At 36.2% G+C, this 21,830-nt stretch carries 23 protein-coding genes, 1 tRNA gene and 2 other annotated features; of the genes, 23 read left to right on the top strand and 1 reads right to left on the bottom strand.

Annotated features, from left to right (window positions below; translation table 11 throughout):
• Positions 1 to 17: 17 nt before the first annotated feature.
• Positions 18 to 413: a nucleoside triphosphate pyrophosphohydrolase family protein gene (locus tag THEWI_RS11425; protein ID WP_003870691.1), complete on the bottom strand. Its 396-nt coding sequence runs from the start codon at positions 411 to 413 to the stop codon at positions 18 to 20.
• A 282-nt stretch (positions 414 to 695) separates the two neighbouring features.
• On the opposite strand from THEWI_RS11425, the gene THEWI_RS11420 reads away from it, so the two are divergent.
• The 23 genes from THEWI_RS11420 to rpoB all read left to right on the top strand — a co-directional run bounded on the left by THEWI_RS11420 (position 696) and on the right by rpoB (position 21,816).
• On the top strand, positions 696 to 1,799 hold the full coding sequence (locus tag THEWI_RS11420; protein WP_003868426.1) for a PIN/TRAM domain-containing protein: 1,104 nt from the start codon (positions 696 to 698) through the stop codon (positions 1,797 to 1,799).
• 82 nt (positions 1,800 to 1,881) lie between these two features.
• Entirely contained in the window at positions 1,882 to 2,565 is a 684-nt protein-coding gene (ispD, locus tag THEWI_RS11415; protein WP_006569578.1) for a 2-C-methyl-D-erythritol 4-phosphate cytidylyltransferase, read from the top strand.
• 66 nt (positions 2,566 to 2,631) lie between these two features.
• Entirely contained in the window at positions 2,632 to 3,876 is a 1,245-nt protein-coding gene (locus THEWI_RS11410; protein WP_006569577.1) for a lipase family alpha/beta hydrolase, read from the top strand.
• Positions 3,869 to 4,366 carry a 2-C-methyl-D-erythritol 2,4-cyclodiphosphate synthase gene (gene ispF, locus THEWI_RS11405; protein WP_014063500.1) on the top strand — a complete coding sequence of 166 codons (498 nt, stop codon included), beginning with the start codon at positions 3,869 to 3,871 and terminating at the stop codon, positions 4,364 to 4,366. The genes THEWI_RS11410 and ispF overlap by 8 nt, the downstream gene beginning before the upstream one ends.
• Before the next feature lie 44 nt (positions 4,367 to 4,410).
• Complete coding sequence (locus tag THEWI_RS11400; RefSeq protein ID WP_006569576.1) at positions 4,411 to 6,123, top strand: proline--tRNA ligase; 1,713 nt, start codon at positions 4,411 to 4,413, stop codon at positions 6,121 to 6,123.
• 93 nt (positions 6,124 to 6,216) lie between these two features.
• Positions 6,217 to 6,456, top strand: coding sequence for a hypothetical protein (locus THEWI_RS11395; protein WP_003870687.1), 240 nt, complete (start codon positions 6,217 to 6,219; stop codon positions 6,454 to 6,456).
• Between the two features lie 333 nt (positions 6,457 to 6,789).
• A complete protein-coding gene (gene gltX, locus THEWI_RS11390) occupies positions 6,790 to 8,247 on the top strand; it encodes a glutamate--tRNA ligase (RefSeq protein ID WP_006569574.1) in 1,458 nt (485 codons plus the stop codon).
• Positions 8,245 to 8,460: a binding site (T-box leader), on the top strand. It overlaps the preceding gene by 3 nt.
• Before the next feature lie 34 nt (positions 8,461 to 8,494).
• On the top strand, positions 8,495 to 9,160 hold the full coding sequence (cysE, locus tag THEWI_RS11385) for a serine O-acetyltransferase (RefSeq protein ID WP_003870685.1): 666 nt from the start codon (positions 8,495 to 8,497) through the stop codon (positions 9,158 to 9,160).
• A complete protein-coding gene (gene cysS, locus THEWI_RS11380; RefSeq protein ID WP_004404864.1) occupies positions 9,147 to 10,547 on the top strand; it encodes a cysteine--tRNA ligase in 1,401 nt (466 codons plus the stop codon). The genes cysE and cysS overlap by 14 nt, the downstream gene beginning before the upstream one ends.
• Complete coding sequence (locus THEWI_RS11375) at positions 10,532 to 10,960, top strand: Mini-ribonuclease 3 (RefSeq protein ID WP_003870683.1); 429 nt, start codon at positions 10,532 to 10,534, stop codon at positions 10,958 to 10,960. Before cysS ends, THEWI_RS11375 begins: the two co-directional genes overlap by 16 nt.
• Positions 10,961 to 10,969: 9 nt before the next feature.
• Complete coding sequence (gene rlmB, locus THEWI_RS11370; protein WP_014063499.1) at positions 10,970 to 11,713, top strand: 23S rRNA (guanosine(2251)-2'-O)-methyltransferase RlmB; 744 nt, start codon at positions 10,970 to 10,972, stop codon at positions 11,711 to 11,713.
• Positions 11,713 to 12,219 (top strand): NYN domain-containing protein, encoded by a 507-nt coding sequence (locus THEWI_RS11365; protein WP_014063498.1) that lies wholly within the window; start codon positions 11,713 to 11,715, stop codon positions 12,217 to 12,219. The genes rlmB and THEWI_RS11365 overlap by 1 nt, the downstream gene beginning before the upstream one ends.
• Before the next feature lie 81 nt (positions 12,220 to 12,300).
• A complete protein-coding gene (gene sigH, locus THEWI_RS11360) occupies positions 12,301 to 12,945 on the top strand; it encodes an RNA polymerase sporulation sigma factor SigH (protein ID WP_004404857.1) in 645 nt (214 codons plus the stop codon).
• 61 nt (positions 12,946 to 13,006) lie between these two features.
• Positions 13,007 to 13,082 (top strand) — tRNA-Thr (locus THEWI_RS11355).
• A gap of 133 nt (positions 13,083 to 13,215) precedes the next feature.
• Positions 13,216 to 14,418 (top strand): elongation factor Tu, encoded by a 1,203-nt coding sequence (tuf, locus tag THEWI_RS11350; protein WP_003870265.1) that lies wholly within the window; start codon positions 13,216 to 13,218, stop codon positions 14,416 to 14,418.
• Between the two features lie 184 nt (positions 14,419 to 14,602).
• Positions 14,603 to 14,752 carry a 50S ribosomal protein L33 gene (gene rpmG / locus THEWI_RS14015; RefSeq protein WP_004402360.1) on the top strand — a complete coding sequence of 50 codons (150 nt, stop codon included), beginning with the start codon at positions 14,603 to 14,605 and terminating at the stop codon, positions 14,750 to 14,752.
• A 29-nt stretch (positions 14,753 to 14,781) separates the two neighbouring features.
• A complete protein-coding gene (gene secE / locus THEWI_RS11345) occupies positions 14,782 to 14,979 on the top strand; it encodes a preprotein translocase subunit SecE (RefSeq protein WP_003870275.1) in 198 nt (65 codons plus the stop codon).
• 32 nt (positions 14,980 to 15,011) lie between these two features.
• Positions 15,012 to 15,536 (top strand): transcription termination/antitermination protein NusG, encoded by a 525-nt coding sequence (gene nusG, locus THEWI_RS11340; protein WP_003868694.1) that lies wholly within the window; start codon positions 15,012 to 15,014, stop codon positions 15,534 to 15,536.
• Between the two features lie 46 nt (positions 15,537 to 15,582).
• Positions 15,583 to 16,005 carry a 50S ribosomal protein L11 gene (gene rplK / locus THEWI_RS11335; RefSeq protein ID WP_003868695.1) on the top strand — a complete coding sequence of 141 codons (423 nt, stop codon included), beginning with the start codon at positions 15,583 to 15,585 and terminating at the stop codon, positions 16,003 to 16,005.
• A 46-nt stretch (positions 16,006 to 16,051) separates the two neighbouring features.
• Positions 16,052 to 16,744: a 50S ribosomal protein L1 gene (rplA, locus tag THEWI_RS11330; protein ID WP_003870273.1), complete on the top strand. Its 693-nt coding sequence runs from the start codon at positions 16,052 to 16,054 to the stop codon at positions 16,742 to 16,744.
• Between the two features lie 47 nt (positions 16,745 to 16,791).
• Positions 16,792 to 16,914: a sequence feature (ribosomal protein L10 leader region), on the top strand.
• Between the two features lie 13 nt (positions 16,915 to 16,927).
• On the top strand, positions 16,928 to 17,461 hold the full coding sequence (gene rplJ, locus THEWI_RS11325; protein WP_014063497.1) for a 50S ribosomal protein L10: 534 nt from the start codon (positions 16,928 to 16,930) through the stop codon (positions 17,459 to 17,461).
• A 37-nt stretch (positions 17,462 to 17,498) separates the two neighbouring features.
• Positions 17,499 to 17,876, top strand: coding sequence for a 50S ribosomal protein L7/L12 (rplL, locus tag THEWI_RS11320; protein ID WP_014063496.1), 378 nt, complete (start codon positions 17,499 to 17,501; stop codon positions 17,874 to 17,876).
• 220 nt (positions 17,877 to 18,096) lie between these two features.
• Entirely contained in the window at positions 18,097 to 21,816 is a 3,720-nt protein-coding gene (gene rpoB, locus THEWI_RS11315; protein ID WP_014063495.1) for a DNA-directed RNA polymerase subunit beta, read from the top strand.
• Positions 21,817 to 21,830: the final 14 nt, after the last annotated feature.

Genomic DNA, 21,830 nt, shown 5'->3' with positions numbered 1-21,830 from the left:
TAAGGAAGACGCTTATTTTATAACATGTTAAATATGCCTAAAGTGTTTAACTCTTTGTGTTTTTTTAGGAGTATGTCGTAAAAATTAAGTCCTAAAACATTACACAAAGCGATTATGTAAAAGATATTGTTACCTATTTCTGCTTCTATAACTTCTTTACAGTTTTCACAGAGTTGGCCCTCAAGATGGGTTTTGAAATATTTGTGGGCCTCTTCCAAAGTTGCATCCGGGGGAGTTTCTTGTTTGCTAGCATTTATCCTTATGCAACCGCACTCGGTTACTGATTTAGCAACAGCTCTATTTATGCGGGCACTGCTCTCTTGTATTTTTGTCATTATATCCATAATACTTCTATGGCGCAGAAGGTATTCATCTACTGTGTTTTGAAGGTCGTCTACAATAATATCCTTCATTTTTTTGTCCACTCCCGTTCTATGAGTTTTTAAGATTTCTCTTGCTTTTATTATAGACTTAAACCATTACCATGTCAATATTTAGAATGGCATTTAAATACATTATATAGCATTAATGTAATTTTAATCTTTTGTTAAATTGACAATCCATCTACATAAGTAGTATACTGTAATTAACAACCACTTTATACGTGTAAAAATTGTGAAATATTTTTAATTATTCCCCCAAACTGCTTATAATAATGTGAAAAATAGCCAATAATAGAGATAGGAGGTGAAAAAGTGTTGTATAAAATTATAAGAAGTGGAATTGGATTACTGGGAATGGCGGCGGGTTTTGAATTGACAAAGCTTTTGCTAGATCTTGTAAAAGACCAGAATTTTGTGCCTATACAGTTAAATTATTTTTCAACAGTGATAGCTTATATTATAGGTACTTTAATAGGTGGAATCATATTTTATGTCATTTCTCCTAAATTTATAAAGTGGGGGAAAGACTTTGAACAGTGGTTGGAAGCAAAACTTCAGAATATGCCGATTGATGAAATTTTAATAGGAGCATTTGGGTTAATAGTAGGGCTTATTGTGGCTAATTTGCTAAGCGCGCCTCTCTATTCTATTTTTATTGTAGGTAAAGTAGTGCCAATTCTTTTGAATTTATTTTTGGGGTATTTAGGCATTAGAATTTCTTTAAAGAAAAAAGAAGATATTTTAAATGTGTTTTCCTTTATGAAAAAATTGGGACCGCAAAAGACTGTTAAAAACGAGTATAGTGGAATCCCAAAAATTTTGGATACCAGTGTAATTATAGATGGCAGGATATTTGACATATGTAAGACAGGCTTTATTGAAGGACCTTTAATAATTCCGGCTTTTGTATTAGAGGAATTAAGGCATATTGCGGATTCTTCTGATTCTTTAAAGAGAAATAGGGGTAGACGAGGACTGGATGTTTTAAATAAAATACAGAATGAGTTAAATATCAAAGTGGAAATTGTAGATAAGGAAATTGATGCGGCAGAAGTAGATACAAAACTTTTGAAACTTGCCCAAATGCTAAAAGGCAAAATAATAACTAATGATTATAATTTAAACAAAGTAGCGGAATTTCACAGGGTCCCTGTTTTGAATATAAATGAACTTTCCAATGCGGTAAAACCAATTGTTCTTCCTGGAGAAGAAATGGTGGTGCAAGTTATTAAAGATGGCAAAGAGGCCGGGCAGGGAGTTGCTTATTTGGACGATGGCACGATGATTGTTGTAGACGGTGGTAAAAAATTCATAGGTAATACTATAGAAGTGCTTGTTACTAGTGTTTTGCAAACTGCCGCAGGGAGGATGATATTTGCAAAGCCCAAACAAGCAGAACAAGAAAAGGCTATATGAAAAAACGCAGGGAAACCTGTGTTTTTTTGTGGGGAAATGATATAATTGGAGTGTGCATTATTTTACTTGTGAGGTAGAGAAAATGAATGCAAGTGCAGTTGTAGTGGCGGCAGGTAAAGGCATTAGAATGGGGCACACAGTAAATAAAGTATACCTTACTATAGCAGGTAAACCAGTTTTGTATTATTCTCTCAAAGCCTTTGATGAAATTGATTGGATTAAGGAAATTGTTGTTGTTGTATCAAAGGAAGAAATGGAATATTGCCAAGAAAATGTAGTAAAAAAGTATATTTTCAAAAAACCAATTAAATTAGTAGAAGGAGGTAGTGAAAGGCAGTATTCTGTTTATAATGGAATTACAAATACAAAGGTAGATTGCGAAATTATAGCAATTCATGATGGAGCAAGGCCTTTAATTGAGAAAGAAACAGTTATAAAAGCTTTAAAAGAAGCTTATTTGCATAAAGCAGTAGCATTGGGAGTACCTGTCAAAGACACTATAAAAGTAGTTGATGGGAAAAATTTTATTTTAAATACCCCTGATAGAAAATATTTATGGGCAATTCAAACCCCTCAGGTATTTGAAAGGAATTTGATTATTAAAGCTCATCAAAAGGCACTGGAGGATGGTTTTTTGGGGACAGATGACACAGTATTAGTGGAGAGATTGGGTTATAAAGTAAAAGTAGTTGAAGGGGACTATAGAAATATAAAGATAACTACGCCCGAGGATTTGATTGTAGCAGAGGCTTTTTTAAAAAAATAACGTTTTTCGCGAATCCTCATATAATTTAATAGAGAATTTTCTATTAAATTGTATGAGGGTGATTTTATGGATAACCCTGTAGTTTTTGTACACGGTATGTTTGGTTCTATTTTTACTCCAACTCCTTTAGGGAAAATATGGAGTTTTGGTCCTGCGGCTTATGCTTATAATCCTTTTATAGAAAATTTGGGCAAATTAGGCTTAGTAGAAGGGAAAAATCTATTTATATGTTATTATGAATGGTGGAAAAGTGTGCCGGATTCTGTTGATACCCTTAAACTGACTATTGAAGAGGCAAAAGCTAAGACTGGCAGCCATAAAGTAGATTTGATATGCCATAGCATGGGAGGACTTTTGGCGAGAAGTTATATTCAAAGCGATAAATATCAATTTGATGTGGATAGATTGATATTTTTAGCTACTCCCCATTTTGGAGCGGCAAATGCTTATTATGGTTGGGAAGGGGGTACTGTAGCCCCAGAGGATGATGATTTTATAAACATGCTCTTTAAAGGGTTTTTGTGGATTTTTTCAAAAATAAAAGGAGAGAGTGATGCCATAACTGTTATTAGAAAATATATCCCATCTGTGAAAGACTTAATGCCTTCTCGCGAATATGGGAATTATATTTTTATGTATCCTACTCGATATGATAAAATTTTGTTTAAAAATATTGAGTATATGAAAGTTATAAATGAATTTTTGAATAGTTTAAATGAGCAAGTAGGAGTTTTATACGACAGAGTCAAGAAAATCTATGTTTTTTCAGGAGATGGAATATATACTAATAAGTTTATTCAAGTAGAAAAACCAGTAAGTGAGATAGTATGGCCAGATGGCAAGCCAGTAGGTGTAATAAGGGACGATAAAGGGGACGGTACAGTCCTTAAAAAGAGCGCGTTAGGGGTAGAAGGAGAAAAATTTATTGTAAAAACAGGTCATATTGGGATTTTAAATGATTCTATTCCTTATTTGCAACAAATATTGGGTGTTAAAGAAAGGCCACAAGTTTCTATTTTAGAAAAAGTTGTATCATATTTGAGCATGATAACAGACAAAAAAATTGTGGTGCTGGACAGAAGTAAAAATGCTACAAGTTATGATATCTTGGGAAAATACACATGGCATCTAAATTTAAAACCTGAAGGAGAATATCGCATTTCTGTAAGAGAGCCTTTTGTTTCGGAGGTATATATTGAGACTAATAAGGGGAATTTTGTAAAAAAGATTAAAACATCTCGCTTTGCAAGAGGTGTAAGCATGAGTTTAGAAGTTGATAAAGAAGGGAATTTTAGAGTAAAGGATGGTTGAAGTGAGAGTAGGGTTGGGATATGACGTCCACAAGTTTGAAAAAGGAAGAAAGTTAATACTGGGGGGAGTAGAAATTCCCCATGATAAAGGTTTGGCAGGCCATTCTGATGCAGATGTTTTGATACACGCCTTAATTGATGCTATTTTAGGAGCAGCTGGTTTAGGGGATATAGGGGAGCACTTTCCTGATACGGAGATAGCCTATAAAGATATTGATAGTAGCCTTTTATTAAAAAAAGTGTTGGCAATAATAGAGAATAAATTCAGAGTAAATAATGTGGATTGTATTATTGTAGCGCAAAGGCCTAAGTTATTTCCTCATAAAGAGCAAATAAGAATAAAATTATCGGAATTATTAAAAATTGAGAAAGAAAGAATAAATGTAAAAGCAAAAACAGAGGAAGGATTAGGTTTTACAGGTAGACAAGAGGGAATAAAAGCCTATGTTATTGTCAGTTTAGAAGAATTAGGTGTTGACATAAAAAAGTAGGTAAAATAAAATTTACTTAAAATTATGTACTTAGGAGGATGAAAATGAGACTATCGCAGCTGTTAGTTCCGACTTTAAGAGAAATTCCTGCTGAAGCTGAAATTCCCAGCCATATTTTAATGTTAAAGGCTGCATTGATGAGGAAATTGGCTTCAGGGGTATATATTTACTTGCCATTAGGACAAAGGGTACTTAGAAAAGTGGAGCAAATTGTAAGAGAAGAGATGGACAGAGCTGGCAGTCAAGAGGTATTAATGTCTGCTCTTATTCCAGCAGAACTTTTGAAAGAAAGTGGAAGATGGGATGTATTTGGCCCTGAGATGTTTAAGCTAAAAGATAGAAATGAAAGGGACTTTTGCTTAGGGCCTACACACGAAGAGGTTTTTACAGACCTTATTAGAAATGAAGTGAAGTCTTATAGGCAGCTTCCTCTTATTTTATATCAAATTCAAACTAAGTTTAGAGATGAAAGGCGCCCGAGATTTGGCGTCATGAGAAGTAGAGAATTTATAATGAAGGACGCTTACAGCTTTGATGTGGATTGGGAAGGGTTGGATAAGTCCTTTAATAAAATGTATGAGGCTTACTGCCGAATATTTGATAGATGTGGACTTAAATATTTGGTCGTAGAAGCTGATTCAGGTGCTATGGGAGGAAAAGACTCAAAAGAGTTTATGGTAATTTCTGGTGTAGGGGAAGCAGTAATAGCTTACTGTGACAATTGTGGTTATGCTGCAAATGAGGAAAAGGCAGAATGCCTTATCAACCAAGAAATAGATGAAGAGATGTTGCCAAAAGAAAAAGTATATACACCAAATGTTAGAACAATTGAAGAGTTGGTTAATTTTTTGGGAATTACTCCTGATAAATTTGTAAAAACTCTTATATACAAGGCAAAGGACAACGTTATAGCAGCATTAGTTCGTGGAGATAGAGACTTAAACGAAACAAAGCTTTTAAATATTTTAGGAATAAGAGAAGAGGAATTAGAATTGGCAGATGCATCAATAGTTGAAAAGGTTACAGGAGCAAAAGTGGGATTTGCAGGACCTATAGGATTAAAAGGAGAAGTAATGATAATAGTAGATAATGAGATTCCGCAAATGAGGAATTTTATAGTAGGAGCAAATGAGACAGATTATCATATTAAAAATGTCAACTATGGTAGAGACTTTAAAGCTGATGTTGTGGCAGATATCAAGAATGTTATTGAAGGAGATAAGTGCCCAAGGTGTGGTTCACCGCTTAAAATTGACAGAGGTATAGAAGTAGGACATATTTTTAAGTTGGGGACAAAGTACAGTGATGCATTAGGAGCTAAGTATGTAGATGAAGAGGGAAATGAAAAGCCAATTATAATGGGCTGCTATGGAATAGGAATTAATAGAACGGTTGCTGCTATTATAGAGCAACACCATGATGAGAAAGGTATTATATGGCCTATGAGTGTTGCACCTTATCATGTGATTATAGTACCTGTGAATGTTTCTAATGAAGCTCAAAATCGAGTAGCCGAAGATATATATGCTGCTTTGCAAAAAGAGGGAATAGAGGTTTTAATAGATGATAGAGATTTGAGAGCTGGTGTCAAATTTAATGACGCCGATTTGTTAGGAATACCTATAAGGATTACAGTAGGGAAAAAAGTAGATGATGGAATAGTGGAAATAAAATTGAGAGAAAAAGAAGAAGCAGAAGAGGTAAAAATTTCTGATGTTGTGGAAAAGGTGAAAAATATTATAAAAGAGAAGATGTGAGGGGTTCCTTGAAGGGAATCCCTTATTTTGCATAAAGAAAGTTTGTATGTGAAAAAATATTTGTCAAAAGGTTGATAAAAAGGAGGGACTCTTGTGAATATTTATATAATGGGTATTAGTGTGGAGAAAAGGAGCGAATTTGGCCCAAAAGTTCAAGAAGTTTTGACAAAGCACGGAGACCAGATAATTGCAAGGTTTGGAATACATGATTCACAAAATGGCAGCGGTTTCATTACTTTGAATGTAAGAGGAGAACAAAAATTTATGGAGGAATTGGCGGAGGAATTAAGTGCTATTCCTACAGTGAAGGTAAAATACATGAATTTAAAATAAAGTTTTTTAAAGCTGACGTTTTGCACCACTTGCTCTGGTGACCTCACAGGCTAAACTAACGCTCGACCTCAGACTCCGGCGGGGTTCCGGGCACAATCGGCTTCCATGCCTCAGGTGCCCGCCTCCGGCATCCTTGCCTCCGGCCCCGCCTTCATCTTTCGGTCTCGCTAAGTTTAGCAACTGTTCAGTCAAGTCGCGCGCTTTGCGCAAAACGTCACCTAATCTACAAAATTTTACACACACAATTGTCACTTCATCTATTTAAAAAGCGGAAAATTTGTTATAATTAAATCTAGTATAAAGTATTAACTAAAAAAGGATGGAGTGACACACATGAGCAATTTGAGAGTTAGATTTGCGCCAAGCCCAACTGGAGCTATTCATATAGGGAATATAAGAACTGCTTTATTTAATTATCTTTTTTCTAGAAGTGAAGGGGCTACTTTTGTTTTAAGGATTGAAGACACGGACTTAGAAAGGTCTTCAAAAGAGTTTGAAGAATTAATCTTTAAAGAATTAGAGTGGTTAGGTATAGAATGGGACGAAGGGCCAGACAAACCAGGTCCCTATGGTCCTTATAGGCAAAGTGAAAGACTTGAAATTTATCATAAATTTGCCCAGAAACTTATTGAAGAAAAAAAGGCATATAGATGCTATTGCACTCCGGAGGAATTAGAAGAAGATAGAAGAAATGCAGTAGAAAGAGGAGATATACCTCGTTATTCTGGAAGGTGTAGGTATCTTACAAAGGAGCAAGAAGAGGCCTTTATAAGAGAGGGAAGAAAACCTGTAATAAGGTTTATTATTCCTGACGATGAAGTTATAGAGTTTGAAGACATGATAAAAGGAAAAATTACAATAAAAAGTGATACTTTAGGCGGGGACATGGTAATTGTCAAATCAGACGGAATGCCTACTTACAATTTTGCAGTTGTAATAGATGACGCTCTTATGAAGATTACCCATGTCATAAGAGGAGAAGACCATATATACAATACTCCGAAGCAGATACTCATTTACAAGGCTTTAGGATTTGAAATTCCTAAGTTTGCCCATGCACCTTTAATATTGGGACCAGATAGGACTAAACTTTCTAAAAGGCATGGGAATACTTATATAGGCCAGTATAGAGAATTGGGATATTTGCCAGAAGCTATGTTTAACTTTTTATCTCTTTTAAGTTGGTCACCGGAGGATAATGTAGAAATCATGTCAAAAGAAGAAATAATAAAGAAATTTAATTTCAGAAGGATTCACAGTGCTAATCCTGTTTTTGACATTGAAAAGCTTAATTGGATGAATCAACAATACATACAAAAAAGTTCTATTGAGAGAATTGTTGATTTGGCTATTCCTCATTTAAAAGCGGCAGGATACATTGACGAAATAGATGATGTGATGTATAATTGGCTAAAGGATGTAATATTCCTTTACAAAGATGGACTCCAATATGTGGCTCAAATTACTGAGAAAGCTAAGATGTTTTTCGTAGAAGAAGTTGAGTATACTGATGAAACGATGAAAATATTGAATAGTCCAAATAGTAAAACTGTACTAGAAGCAGTTAAAAAAGCCATAGAGGAAGCTGATGAAATAACAGAGGAATATGTTAAAGATTTGCTTAAAAAATTGCAAAAAGAAACGAATGTAAAAGGGAAAGAATTTTTCATGCCAATCAGAGTAGCAATAACAGGAGAAGACCATGGACCTGAATTGGTGAAGATTATTCCTCTTTTGGGGAAGGATAAAGTGATAAATAGGCTTAAAAAAGCGATAAATTTAATAAAGTAAAAAGCGATGAGGAGAAGAGTATTATAACATAAGCCTTCAGAGAAGAGCTACCATAGGCTGCGAGTAGCTCGAGGATATGTTATAAGAAGTGCATCTCCGAGCTGTATCCCTGAACTTTGAGTAGGGGGTTACCGGCCTTTGCCGTTATCTAAAATGAGTGGAGTTTAAAACTCAAGCAGAGTGGAACCACGGGAGTCCCCCCTCGTCTCTGAGATGAGGGGGGTAAATTTTTAAGGAGGTGTTTGGTATGTTTAAAACTTTAAAAGAAGACATCCAAGTTATTTTTGAAAGAGACCCTGCTGCCAAAAGCGTGCTGGAGGTTATATTATGTTATCCCGGGCTCCACGCTATAATACTACACAGAATTGCCCACTATTTGCATAAAAAAGGTTTAATTTTAATTCCCCGGCTTATTTCGCAGTTTAATAGATTTCTCACAGGGATTGAAATACATCCCGGTGCTAAGATAGGTAGGAGATTTTTTATCGATCACGGTATGGGAGTTGTAATAGGGGAGACTACAGAGATTGGTGACAATGTGACAATATATCAAGGGGTAACTTTAGGAGGTACAGGAAAGGAAAAAGGTAAAAGACATCCTACTATAAAAGATAATGTGGTTATAGGAAGTGGTGCGAAAGTATTAGGCCCTATAGTAGTAGGAGAAAATTCTAAAATTGGTGCGGGTGCAGTTGTTTTAAAAGATGTACCACCTAATAGCACAGTAGTCGGAGTACCTGCTCGCTGTGTAAAAAAAGATAATATACGTATAGCTTCTCCATATGTGGTGGATTTAGAGCATGGTAAACTTCCTGACCCTGTGGAAGAGGAATTGCAAAAATTAAGAAAGAGGATTGAAAGGTTAGAGCAAATTTTAATTGAAAGGAAGGAAGAGAAAGATGAAGCTGTATAATACTCTTTCAAGGACAAAAGAAGAATTGGAACCTTTAAATGATAAGATAGTGAACATGTATGTTTGTGGACCTACTGTATATAATTACATCCACATAGGAAATGCGAGGGCTTTTATTGTATTTGATACGGTGAGAAGATATTTAGAATATAAAGGTTATAAAGTAAATTACGTTCAAAATTTTACTGATATTGACGATAAAATAATTAAAAGAGCCCAAGAAGAAAATGTTACTACAAAAGAAGTAGCGGAAAAATATATAGACGAATATTTTAAAGATGCAGATAATTTGGGTATAAAAAGAGCAACAGTTCATCCTAAAGCGACAGAGCATATAGAAGATATAATCGAATTTATAAAGATTTTAATCGACAAAGGATATGCTTATGTGGTAAATGGAAATGTTTATTTTGAAACTGCGAAATTTAAGGATTACGGGAAGCTTTCTCACAAAAATATAGAAGAATTGCAGGCAGGCGCAAGAATTGAGATAAATGAAGAAAAGAAAAATCCATTGGATTTTGTTCTCTGGAAAGCTCAAAAGCCCGGTGAACCTGCGTGGGACAGTCCATGGGGAAAGGGAAGGCCAGGATGGCATATAGAATGCTCTGTTATGTCTACGAAATATTTGGGCAAAACTTTAGATATCCATGCTGGTGGTCCTGATTTGGTCTTTCCTCATCATGAGAACGAAATTGCTCAGAGTGAAGCAGCATATGAACAACCATTTTCTAAATATTGGATGCATATAGGGTATTTAAATATAAACAATGAAAAAATGTCAAAATCTAAAGGGAATTTCTTTACAGTAAGAGAAATAACAGAGAAATACAATCCTGAAGTTTTAAGACTTTTTATGCTTATGGCTCACTACAGAAGCCCCATTAATTTTAGTTTAGATTTAATGGAGCAGGCAAATTCTGCTTATGAAAGATTGTTAAATGCAGTGGCCAATTTAAAACATTTGGCAAATGTGTGCAAGGATGGGGGATTAAATGAAGAAGAGAAGAAGTTGATGGAAAAGTTTGAAGAATATAAAAAAGAATTTGAAGAGGCAATGGATGACGATTTTAACACTGCGGATGCCATATCAGTTTTGTTTGAAATGGCAAAAACCTCCAATGCAAATCTCAGTAGAAATTCTTCAAAGAAATTGGTAGAATATATTTTAGATATGTTTTTAAAACTCTCAGAAGTTTTAGGACTTTCTTACAGAGGCGTGGAGACTGAGCTCAATGACGAAGAAATACTTGCTTTAATAGAAGAAAGGCAAAAAGCAAGAAAAGAAAAGAATTGGAAGTTAGCTGATGAAATAAGAGATAGACTGAGAGAAAAGGGAATAATTTTGGAAGATACGCCAGAGGGAGTAAGATGGAAAAGAGTATGATGGGGTTTTTAGAAAATTCAGAGTTGCTTACGAAGAAGGGGGTGTTAAGTTTATCCCCCCTTGTTTTAGCTTTTATTGGAGATGCTGTGTATAGCTTATACATTCGCACCATGATTGCAGCAAAAGAAAATCGGTCTGTTAATTTTTTGCACAAAGAGACAGTTAAGTATGTAAAAGCTAAATCTCAGGCAGAATCTGTAAAAAGAATTTATGATTTTCTCACAGAAGAGGAAAAAGACGTAGTTAGAAGAGGAAGAAATGTAAAGTCTAATACTATGCCTAAAGGAGTAGAAGTACAGGCCTATAGGTATGCTACGGGATTTGAAGCTTTGCTAGGTTATTTATATCTTGCAGGAGAATTTGAAAGATTAAAAAACATTCTTGAGCTTTCTGTACAAGTTATTGAAGAATAGGTGATGATTATGGAAGAGCAGAATGTAATTCTTGGTAGAAATCCAGTAATCGAAGCTATAAAAAGTGGGAAGGAAATTGAAAAAATATACGTTTCTAAAACAGCAGGAGGAAATATTTCAAAGATAATAAATCTTGCCAAAGAAGCAGGTATTGTAGTTTCTACTACTGATAATGATATTTTAAGTAAACTAGCCGGTAGTCAAAATCACCAAGGGGTCGTGGCTGTAGGTGCTGTATATAAATACTTCGAAGTAGATGACCTTTTGGAATATGCTGAACAAAGGAAAGAAAAGCCTTTTTTGTTGATATTAGATGAGATAACAGACCCTCACAATTTGGGTGCGATTATAAGAAGCGCAGAGGCTTTTGGAGTCCATGGGATAATAATTCCAAAAAGGCGGGCTGTAGGAGTAAATGCTACTGTTGTAAAAACTTCTGCCGGAGCAGTAGAACATATGAGAATAGCAAAAGTATCAAATATTAACAATACAATACGAGGTTTAAAAGAAAGAGGCTTATGGATTGTTGGAACAGATGTAAATGCGGGAAAAAGTTTTGAAGAGCTGGATTATGATTTTCCTCTTGCTATTGTAATTGGCAGTGAAGGAAAAGGGGTTTCTAAATTGGTTTTACAAAATTGCGATTTTGTGGTTAAGATACCGATGAAGGGTAAAATAAATTCTTTAAATGCTTCTGTAGCAGCCTCCATTTTGATTTATCAGGTAGTATCAAAAAGAAAAGGTAAGGCGTGATGTCCTTGTACATGTTGGTAGACGGCTATAATGTAATAAACAACTGGCAGATACTAAAAGAAAAAGCGCAAAAAAACTTGGAAGATGCGCGGGACAAGTTAATAGATATGTTGGCTGATTTTAAAGGATATTCGGGGATAAATATAATATTAGTTTTTGATGCAATGTATGTAAAAGGAAGTCTAGAAAAACATGAAGAAATCAATGGTATTGAGGTTGTTTACACAAAAGAAGGAGAATCGGCAGATCACTTTATAGAGTTAAAAGTAGTAGAATTAGCGAAAAAAGAACAGGTTGTTGTGGTAAGTTCCGATTGGACTGTGCAGCAGGTGGTTTTAGCTCATGGTGCAATAAGAATGTCTGCAAAAGAACTTTATGAAGAAATGAATAGATATATTGAAAGACATAAAAAAAGCTATGTGAATACAGTTTATAAAGACAATTTGGAAGAGCGACTTGATAATGAAATAGTAAAAAAACTGCGCAAAATGGCAGAAAACAGTTAAAATTAGCTTGACTACCTTTACCAATATAATGTATAATTATAACGTATAAAGTTGCCGGAATAATAAATGGGGGCGGTATTCGTGAAATCTGGGGCGCAGCAGGATTACTATCAACCATATGACCAAATGGAAGAGGAGGAGGTCGTTTTTAGAGCTCAAAAAGGAGACGAAGTTGCTTTAGAGTACCTTATTGAAAGGTATAAAAGTTTTGTAAAAGCAAAAGCTCGTGCCTATTTTTTAGTAGGTGCCGATAAGGAAGACATTATTCAAGAAGGAATGATAGGCCTTTATAAAGCAATTCGAGATTACAAAAGTGACAAGCTCACCTCTTTCAAAGCTTTTGCGGAATTATGTGTGACTCGTCAAATTATTACTGCAATTAAAACCGCAACAAGACAGAAACACATACCGCTTAATTCTTATGTTTCCCTCAATAAGCCCATCTTTGATGAAGAATCTGATAGGACTCTTATGGACGTTGTTTCTACCCAATGCATTGCCGACCCTGAAGAGTTAATAATAAGCAAAGAGGAATACGTTAACATTGAGAGCAAGATGGAAGAATTATTGAGTGGATTAGAGTGGGAGGTCTTGGTATCATATTTGGATGGTAAATCATATCAAGAAATTGCTGAAGATTTAAACAGGCATGTTAAATCTATAGACAATGCTTTACAGCGTGTAAAAAGAAAATTAGAAAGATATCTTGAAATGAGAAACAGCTAACTATTGACATTTAGAAGACTTTATAGTAAAATCAAAAATCGGAGTCGTGATATTCCCTTTTGCCCACGTAGCTCAGTAGGCAGAGCGTCGCCTTGGTAAGGCGGAGGTCACCGGTTCGATCCCGGTCGCGGGCTCCAATTTTGTTATTGATGTTTTTTTTTATCATAGAAGTTGTGCTTTTTAATCCTATTAATTTATAAAGGGTTACTTTTATGACACAATTTTAAGAAACACCAGGACAAGTTTATTGAAGTAAAGGAGGAAAAGAGGATGGCGAAGCAAAAATTTGAGAGGAAGAAGCCCCACGTAAACGTAGGGACGATAGGTCACGTAGACCATGGTAAGACGACGTTGACAGCAGCGATAACGATGGTATTATCGAAGGCAGGAATGGCAGAGGCGAAGGGATATGACGAGATAGACAAGGCGCCGGAGGAGAGAGCAAGGGGAATAACGATAAACACGACTCACGTAGAATATGAGACAGAGAAGAGGCACTATGCGCACGTAGACTGTCCAGGTCATGCTGACTATGTAAAGAACATGATAACAGGGGCAGCACAGATGGACGGGGCGATATTAGTAGTATCAGCAGCAGACGGACCGATGCCACAGACGAGGGAACACATATTATTGGCGAGGCAGGTAGGAGTGCCATATATAGTAGTATTTTTAAACAAGGCAGACATGGTAGACGATCCAGAATTAATAGAATTAGTAGAGATGGAAGTAAGGGAATTATTGAATGAATATGAGTTTCCGGGGGATGACACACCGATAGTAGTAGGGTCAGCACTTAAGGCATTAGAGTGTGGATGTGGCAAGAGAGAGTGCGAATGGTGCGGGAAGATATGGCAGTTAATGGATGTAGTAGACGAATATATACCGACACCGGAGAGAGACATAGACAAGCCATTCTTAATGCCAGTAGAGGACGTATTTACGATAACAGGAAGAGGAACTGTTGCGACAGGGAGAGTAGAGAGAGGGAAGGTAAAGGTAGGAGACGAAGTAGAGATAATAGGATTGACGACGGAATCAAGGAAGACAGTAGTAACAGGGGTAGAGATGTTCAGGAAGACACTGGATGAGGCGCAAGCAGGAGACAACATAGGAGTATTATTAAGAGGAGTACAGAGGGACGAAGTAGAGAGAGGGCAAGTATTAGCGAAGCCAGGGACGATAAAGCCGCACACGAAATTTGAGGCACAAGTTTACGTATTGACGAAGGAAGAAGGAGGAAGGCACACACCATTTTTCAATGGATACAGGCCACAATTTTACTTTAGGACGACAGACGTGACAGGTGTAATAAACTTACCGGATGGAGTAGAGATGGTAATGCCAGGGGACCACGTAACGATAAAAGTAGAGTTAATAACACCGATAGCGATGGAAGAAGGTTTGAAGTTTGCTATAAGAGAAGGCGGCCGTACAGTAGGTGCTGGCGTCGTGTCAGCTATCATAGAGTAAAGAGAAGCCGGGTTCAAACCTGGCTTCTTTTGAGTTAAATCAATGCTTTAGCAAACTGTGCAAAATGTCAACTAATGAGCTACCTACAAATCTTTGACACAGACTTTTTGTTTTTGGTGATTGACAAGAAGTTATATTTATGATAAATTTGACTAAGCAGTCGAATCACCGGGAGGTGTAATAATTGAGAGTAAAAATTACATTGGCATGTACTGAGTGTAAGAATAGAAACTATCATACGACAAAAAATAAGAAGAATGACCCTGATAGGTTAGAATTAATGAAATACTGCAAATTCTGCAAAAAGCATACCTTGCATAGAGAGACTAAGTAGTTTTTAAAACTTTAAGAGGATGTGAGGAAATGGCCGGTGAAGGAAGAAAAATTGTCAAGTTTTTCAAAGATGTAAGGGCAGAAATGAAAAAGGTGACATGGCCAAGCAGAGAAACTATGATAACTTATACGGAAATTGTATTAATAGTAGTAGCTCTTTTTACAGTATTCATTTTTTTGATTGACTCAGTTTTTAGTTATCTATTAAAGCTCATTATTAAAGTTTAAAGGAGGTTGGGGCGAGTCCCCAGAGGTTGACTATGCCAGAAAAAGAAAATGCAAAGTGGTATGTGGTTCATACCTATTCTGGATATGAAAACAAAGTTAAGGCTAATTTAGAGAAAATTGTAGAGAATAGGAATTTGCAGCATTTAATTCACCAAATCATCGTACCTACGGAAAAAGTTGTTGAGATTAAAGACGGTAAAAAGAAAACTGTCGAGAGAAAGATTTTCCCGGGTTACGTTTTGGTGAAAATGGTTATGACAGATGATACTTGGTACGTTGTGCGAAATACCAGGGGTGTTACAGGATTTGTAGGCCCTGGATCTAAACCTGTACCATTAACTGAAGCGGAAGTTAGAGCTTTAGGTATAAAAGAGATTCCAACTGCAGTTGACCTTAATGTAAAAGATACTGTCAGGGTTATTTCTGGGCCTTTTGAGAATTTTATTGGAGTAGTTCAAGAGATTTATCCAGAAAGACAAAAGGCGAAAGTTTTAATTTCCATGTTTGGGAGAGAGACACCGGTTGAATTTGACCTTGTACAACTTCAAAAAATATAAAAGTAGAAACTCATAAGCTATTTTAATTTGGTAAGGAGGTGTAATCATGGCAAAGAAAGTGGCAGCAGTTGTAAAAATACAGTTGCCAGCGGGAAAAGCTACTCCTGCGCCACCAGTAGGTACTGCTTTAGGACCTCACGGTGTTAATATAATGGCTTTTTGTAAAGAGTTCAATGAAAGGACAGCCAAAGACGCAGGGCTAATAATTCCTGTTGTTATTACAATATATGCAGACAGGTCATTTAGTTTTATAACTAAAACTCCACCAGCAGCTGTGCTACTCAAAAAGGCAGCTGGAATAGAGTCAGGTTCTCCGCAACCTAACAAACAAAAAGTAGGAAAAATTACAAGGGAGCAGCTTAGAGAAATTGCTGAAATCAAGATGAAAGACTTAAATGCTTCTGATATAGAGGCTGCTATGCGGATGATAGCAGGTACTGCAAGAAGCATGGGTATAGAGATTGTATAAAAATAAGTGGGAGGAAAGTCCGATAATACCACAAGGAGGTTAGAAAATGAAACGTGGGAAAAAATATTTAGAGAGCTTAAAGTTATATGACAAAACACAGCAGTATTCCAGTGATGAAGCAATAGATATTGTTTTGAAAACTGCAAAGGCAAATTTTGACGAAACAATTGATTTAGCTGTAAGACTAGGTGTTGACCCAAGACATGCTGACCAACAGGTAAGAGGTACAGTAGTGCTTCCTCACGGAACAGGAAAAAGTGTGAAAGTATTAGTTTTTGCAAAAGGGGAAAAAGCTAAAGAAGCAGAAGCAGCAGGTGCTGATTATGTGGGAGCAGAAGAATTAGTTGCAAAAATTCAAAATGAAAATTGGTTTGATTATGATGTTGTAGTTGCAACTCCTGATATGATGGGAGCTGTAGGGAGATTAGGTAAAATATTAGGTCCAAAAGGATTAATGCCAAACCCTAAATCAGGTACTGTGACTTTTGATTTAGAAAAAGCTATTAAAGAAATTAAAGCTGGTAAGATTGAGTACAGGGTGGATAAAGCAGGTATAATTCACGTTCCTATAGGGAAAAAATCCTTTGGGAAAGAGAAGTTATTAGAAAACTTCAGAGCAGTTATGGATGCTATAATCAAGTCCAAACCAGCAGCCGCAAAAGGACAATACATCAAAAGTGTAGTGTTATCTTCTACAATGGGACCAGGTGTGAAGGTTAATCCTTTAAAGATTTTTTAATAAAAGTTGTTGACAGACAAAAAGATGTAAGGTATAATAAGTGACGTTGAAATTGAATAAAAAGACCGTAGACAGTGGGTGTGCTTTTGCACGTAAATCCCACCGAGGTTTTTAAAAATAAATTCCCAAAAGGGATCCTCGTGTCTACGGGATCCTTTTTAAATTTTTTAAGGAGGTGGGAAGGTGGGCACAGCAAAAGAGAAAAAGCAACAAATCGTAGCAGAGTTTAAAGACAAATTGTCACGAGCACAAACAGTGATTTTTTCAAACTTTAGTGGCTTGACTGTAGAAGATGATACTATATTAAGACGCAAATTTAGAGAAGCTAATTCTGAGTACAAAGTCTACAAAAATACTTTAATGACTATTGCAGCTAAGGAACTAGGCTATGGAGATGATTTAATTAAATATTTTGAAGGGCCGACTTCTGTAGCTTTTGGATATGATGACCCTGTTGCGCCTGCTAAAGTTCTTGTGGAATTTATGAAAGACCACAAGGGAATTGAGTTAAAAGCAGGTCTTGTAAATGGGAAGTTAGTGACAGTTGAAGAAATTAAGGCTTTGGCAGAGCTTCCTTCAAGGGAAGAGCTTGTGGCGAAAGCTTTGGGCAGCATGAAAGCTCCTATTACCAACCTCGTTTTCGTGTTGTCTGGCACGTTGAGAAGTCTTGTATATGCTTTAAATGCAGTGAAAGAGAAAAAGCAAGCTGAAGCTTGAAAACAAAAATAAAAATTTTAAGATGGAGGTAGAGAAAATGAACAAAGAGGAAATTTTGGAAGCCATAAAAAATATGACAGTTCTAGAATTAGCTGAATTGGTAAAAGCTTTAGAGGAGGAATTTGGCGTATCTGCGGCAGCTCCTGTAGCAGTTGCAGCAGCTCCAGCAGCTGGAGTACCAGCAGCAGCACCAGCTGAAGAAAAAACGGAATTTGATGTTATTTTACAAGAAGTAGGTAGCGACAAGATAAAAGTTATCAAGGTTGTGAGAGAAGTAACAGGCTTAGGACTAAAAGAAGCAAAAGATTTAGTAGAAAGTGCTCCAAAGCCAGTTAAAGAAGGAGTAAGCAAAGACGAAGCAAATCAAATCAAAGCAAAATTCGAAGAAGTTGGTGCAAAAGTAGAAATAAAATAAGGGCAAAAATTTTGCCCTTATTTTTTTATGGGGAATTGTTGACATAAATCTTCACTTGTGCTATTATAATAAATTGCATTAATAGTGGCCTTTTTTATTTGTTAATATATGTATAAGAGGACGACTGTTGGTGAATAATAATGGTAAAATAGGGTTCTTTTGTGCACAATCCAAAAGTTGAAAACTTTTGGTAATTTACATTTTTTAAGGGGTGAAATGGATGGTACGTCCTGTACAAGTGGGCAACAAGACAAGAATGAGCTTTGCCAAGATCGACGAAGTATTAGAAATGCCCGACCTTATTGAAGTTCAAAAGAAGTCCTACAAATGGTTTTTAGAGGAGGGATTGAGAGAAGTCTTTAGAGAAATTTCCCCAATAGAGAGCTTTACGGGGAATTTGGCTTTAGAATTTGTTGATTATCGATTAGAAAATAACCCCAAGTATTCAGTAGAAGAATGTAAAGACAGAGATACTACATATGCTGTGCCGATGAAAGTCAAAGTACGCCTCACCAACAGAGAGACTGGGGAAATTAAGGAATCTGAAGTATTTATGGGAGATTTCCCTTTAATGACAGAAAAGGGTACTTTTATTATAAATGGCGCAGAACGTGTAATTGTAAGCCAATTGGTTAGGTCTCCAGGAGTCTATTATGAACAACAATTTGATAAATTTGGGAAAAAATTAATTTCTGCAACTGTAATTCCAAATAGAGGCGCTTGGCTAGAATATGAAGAAGATTCCAATGATATAGTATATGTTAGAATTGACAGAACAAGAAAAGTTCCAATTACTGTATTATTAAGGGCTTTGGGTTATAGTACTGATATTCAAATTCTTGACCTTTTAGGGGAAGAGGAAAAATTAAAAGCTACTTTAGATAAAGATACTACAAAATCTGAAGAAGAGGCTTTAATAGAAATTTATAAGAGATTAAGACCGGGGGAGCCGCCTACTGTCGAGAGTGCTAAAAGCCTTTTGTATGCATTATTTTTTGATGCAAAAAGGTATGATTTAGCAAAAGTTGGACGCTATAAATTTAATAAAAAACTTGCGTTAAAAATGAGAATTGCAAACTTAAAGAGTGCAAAAAAGATTGTCAACCCTGTTACAGGTGAGATATTAGTAGAAGAAGGAGAGAAAATTTCAAAAGAAAAGGCAGAAGAAATTCAAAATTGCGGCATAAATGTAGTAGAAGTGTTAGTAGAGGGTAAAGTAGTAAAAGTAATAGGCAATAATACGGTGGATATAAATAAATATCCAATGCCTTATGATGTATCTAGCTTAAATATAAAAGAAGCAGTAAATTTAAGTATATTAAAAGAAATACTTGACAATTTCTCTGATGAAGAGGCGGTAATAAACGAAATAAAAAATAGAATGGATGAACTTGTTCCTAAGCACATTACTAAAGATGACATTATAGCCACTATAAGTTACCAATTAAATTTAACTCATGGAATAGGTTCAATAGATGATATAGATCATTTAGGAAATAGGAGACTGCGGTCTGTAGGGGAATTATTGCAAAACCAATTTAGAATTGGACTTGCGAGATTAGAAAGAGTAGTCAAAGAAAGAATGACAATCCAAGATGTGAATGAAATTACTCCTCAAAACCTTATAAACATTCGCCCAGTTGTAGCAGCCATTAGAGAGTTTTTTGGAAGCTCCCAGCTTTCTCAATTTATGGACCAAACTAACCCTTTGGCAGAACTTACTCATAAGAGAAGAGTAAGTGCTTTAGGTCCTGGAGGACTTAGTAGAGAAAGAGCGGGTTTTGAAGTAAGAGACGTTCATTATTCTCACTATGGAAGGATATGTCCAATTGAGACTCCTGAAGGACCTAATATCGGTTTGATTGGATCTTTGACTACCTATGCTCGTGTAAATGAATATGGATTTATTGAAGCTCCATATAGGAGAGTAGATAAAACTACTGGTACAGTTACAGATGAAATTGTATATATGACTGCAGATGAAGAAGATGAATATATTATAGCTCAAGCTAACGAACCATTAGATGAAAACAACAGGTTTATTAATGAGAAAGTGGTATGTAGATTAAAAGAAGAGATAATAGCTGTACCTCCAACAGAAGTGGACTTCATGGACGTTTCACCAAAACAGATAGTGTCTGTTGCTACTTCTATGATACCTTTCTTGGAAAATGATGATGCGAATAGAGCCTTGATGGGGTCTAACATGCAGAGGCAAGCAGTACCCCTTATAAAACCTGAAGCGCCAATAATTGGAACGGGTATAGAATATAAGGCAGCTGTTGATTCTGGTGTAGTAGTATTAGCGAAAAACGATGGAGTAGTGGAAAAAGTTGCTGCTGATAAAGTTGTAATTAGAACAAAGGACGGTAGAAGGGATGAGTATAATTTACTTAAATTTAAGAGGTCAAACCAGGGAACTTGTATAAACCAAAGGCCTATTGTAAATGAAGGAGATGAAGTGAAAAAAGGGCAAGTTATATGCGATGGACCTTCTACTGACCACGGTGAACTTGCACTTGGGAAAAATGTCTTAGTAGGATTTATGCCTTGGGAAGGTTACAACTATGAAGATGCTATTTTGATAAGTGAAGAATTGGTTAGAGATGATTCTTTAACTTCTATTCACATTGAGGAGTATGATGCAGAAGCAAGAGATACGAAATTAGGTCCAGAAGAGATAACGAGAGAAATACCGAATGTAGGCGAAGATGCTTTAAAAGATTTAGACGAGAGAGGAATAATACGTATAGGTGCAGAAGTTACCGCTGGTGACATATTGGTAGGTAAAGTTACTCCAAAAGGTGAGACTGAACTTACAGCTGAGGAAAGACTTTTAAGAGCTATTTTTGGAGAAAAGGCAAGAGAAGTAAGAGATACTTCTTTGCGTGTTCCTCACGGTGAGTCAGGTATAGTAGTAGATGTTAAAGTTTATTCCAGAGAAAATGGTGATGAATTGCCACCAGGAGTCAACCAGATGGTAAGAGTATTTGTTGCTCAAAAGAGGAAAATTTCTGTTGGAGACAAAATGGCAGGGCGCCACGGTAACAAGGGTGTTATTTCAAGGATACTTCCAGTAGAAGATATGCCGTTTTTGCCAGACGGTACCCCTTTGCAGATATGCTTAAACCCATTAGGTGTTCCATCCCGTATGAACATTGGTCAGGTTTTAGAAGTTCACTTGGGTCTTGTTGCAAAAGCATTGGGATGGCAGATTGCTACACCTGTTTTTGATGGAGCAACAGAAGAAGACATACAAGAGCTTTTAGCTAAATCGGGTTTTTCTCCTGACGGCAAGGTGCAATTGTACGATGGAAGAACAGGCGAGCCTTTTGATAATAAAGTTACAGTAGGTTATATGTACATGCTGAAACTTCACCATCTTGTTGATGATAAGATGCATGCAAGGTCTACTGGACCATATTCTTTGGTTACTCAGCAACCTTTGGGTGGAAAAGCTCAGTTTGGTGGACAGAGATTTGGTGAGATGGAAGTATGGGCATTAGAGGCATATGGTGCAGCTCACACTTTACAAGAGATTTTGACTGTGAAATCTGACGATGTATCAGGTCGTGTAAAAACCTATGAAGCTATTGTCAAGGGTGAAAACATACCAGAACCAGGTATTCCTGAATCCTTTAAGGTATTGGTTAAGGAACTTCAAAGCTTAGCATTAGATGTCAAAGTTATCACAGAAGATAATCAAGAAATTCCATTAAAAGAATTTGAAGATGATGACGATTCTGATGTGCCAGATGCTACTCTTAATATCAATATAGAAGGCCGCGAAGATACGCCACCAGAAGAAGTGTATGATGAAAGCTACGAAGAAGGCTTTGAAGAAGAGATTGAAGAACTGCCAGAGGATATTGATTTTGAGCCAGATAGTTTTGATATAGAAAATGACGATTTGATGATTGACGAAGATTTTGACATTTAATTAGTTAAAACCAA

This window comes from Thermoanaerobacter wiegelii Rt8.B1, from assembly GCF_000147695.2.
Classification (GTDB): domain Bacteria; phylum Bacillota; class Thermoanaerobacteria; order Thermoanaerobacterales; family Thermoanaerobacteraceae; genus Thermoanaerobacter; species Thermoanaerobacter ethanolicus.
The sequence above is the reverse complement of the archived record's forward strand: the minus strand, read 5'-3'. Positions and strand labels throughout refer to the sequence as shown.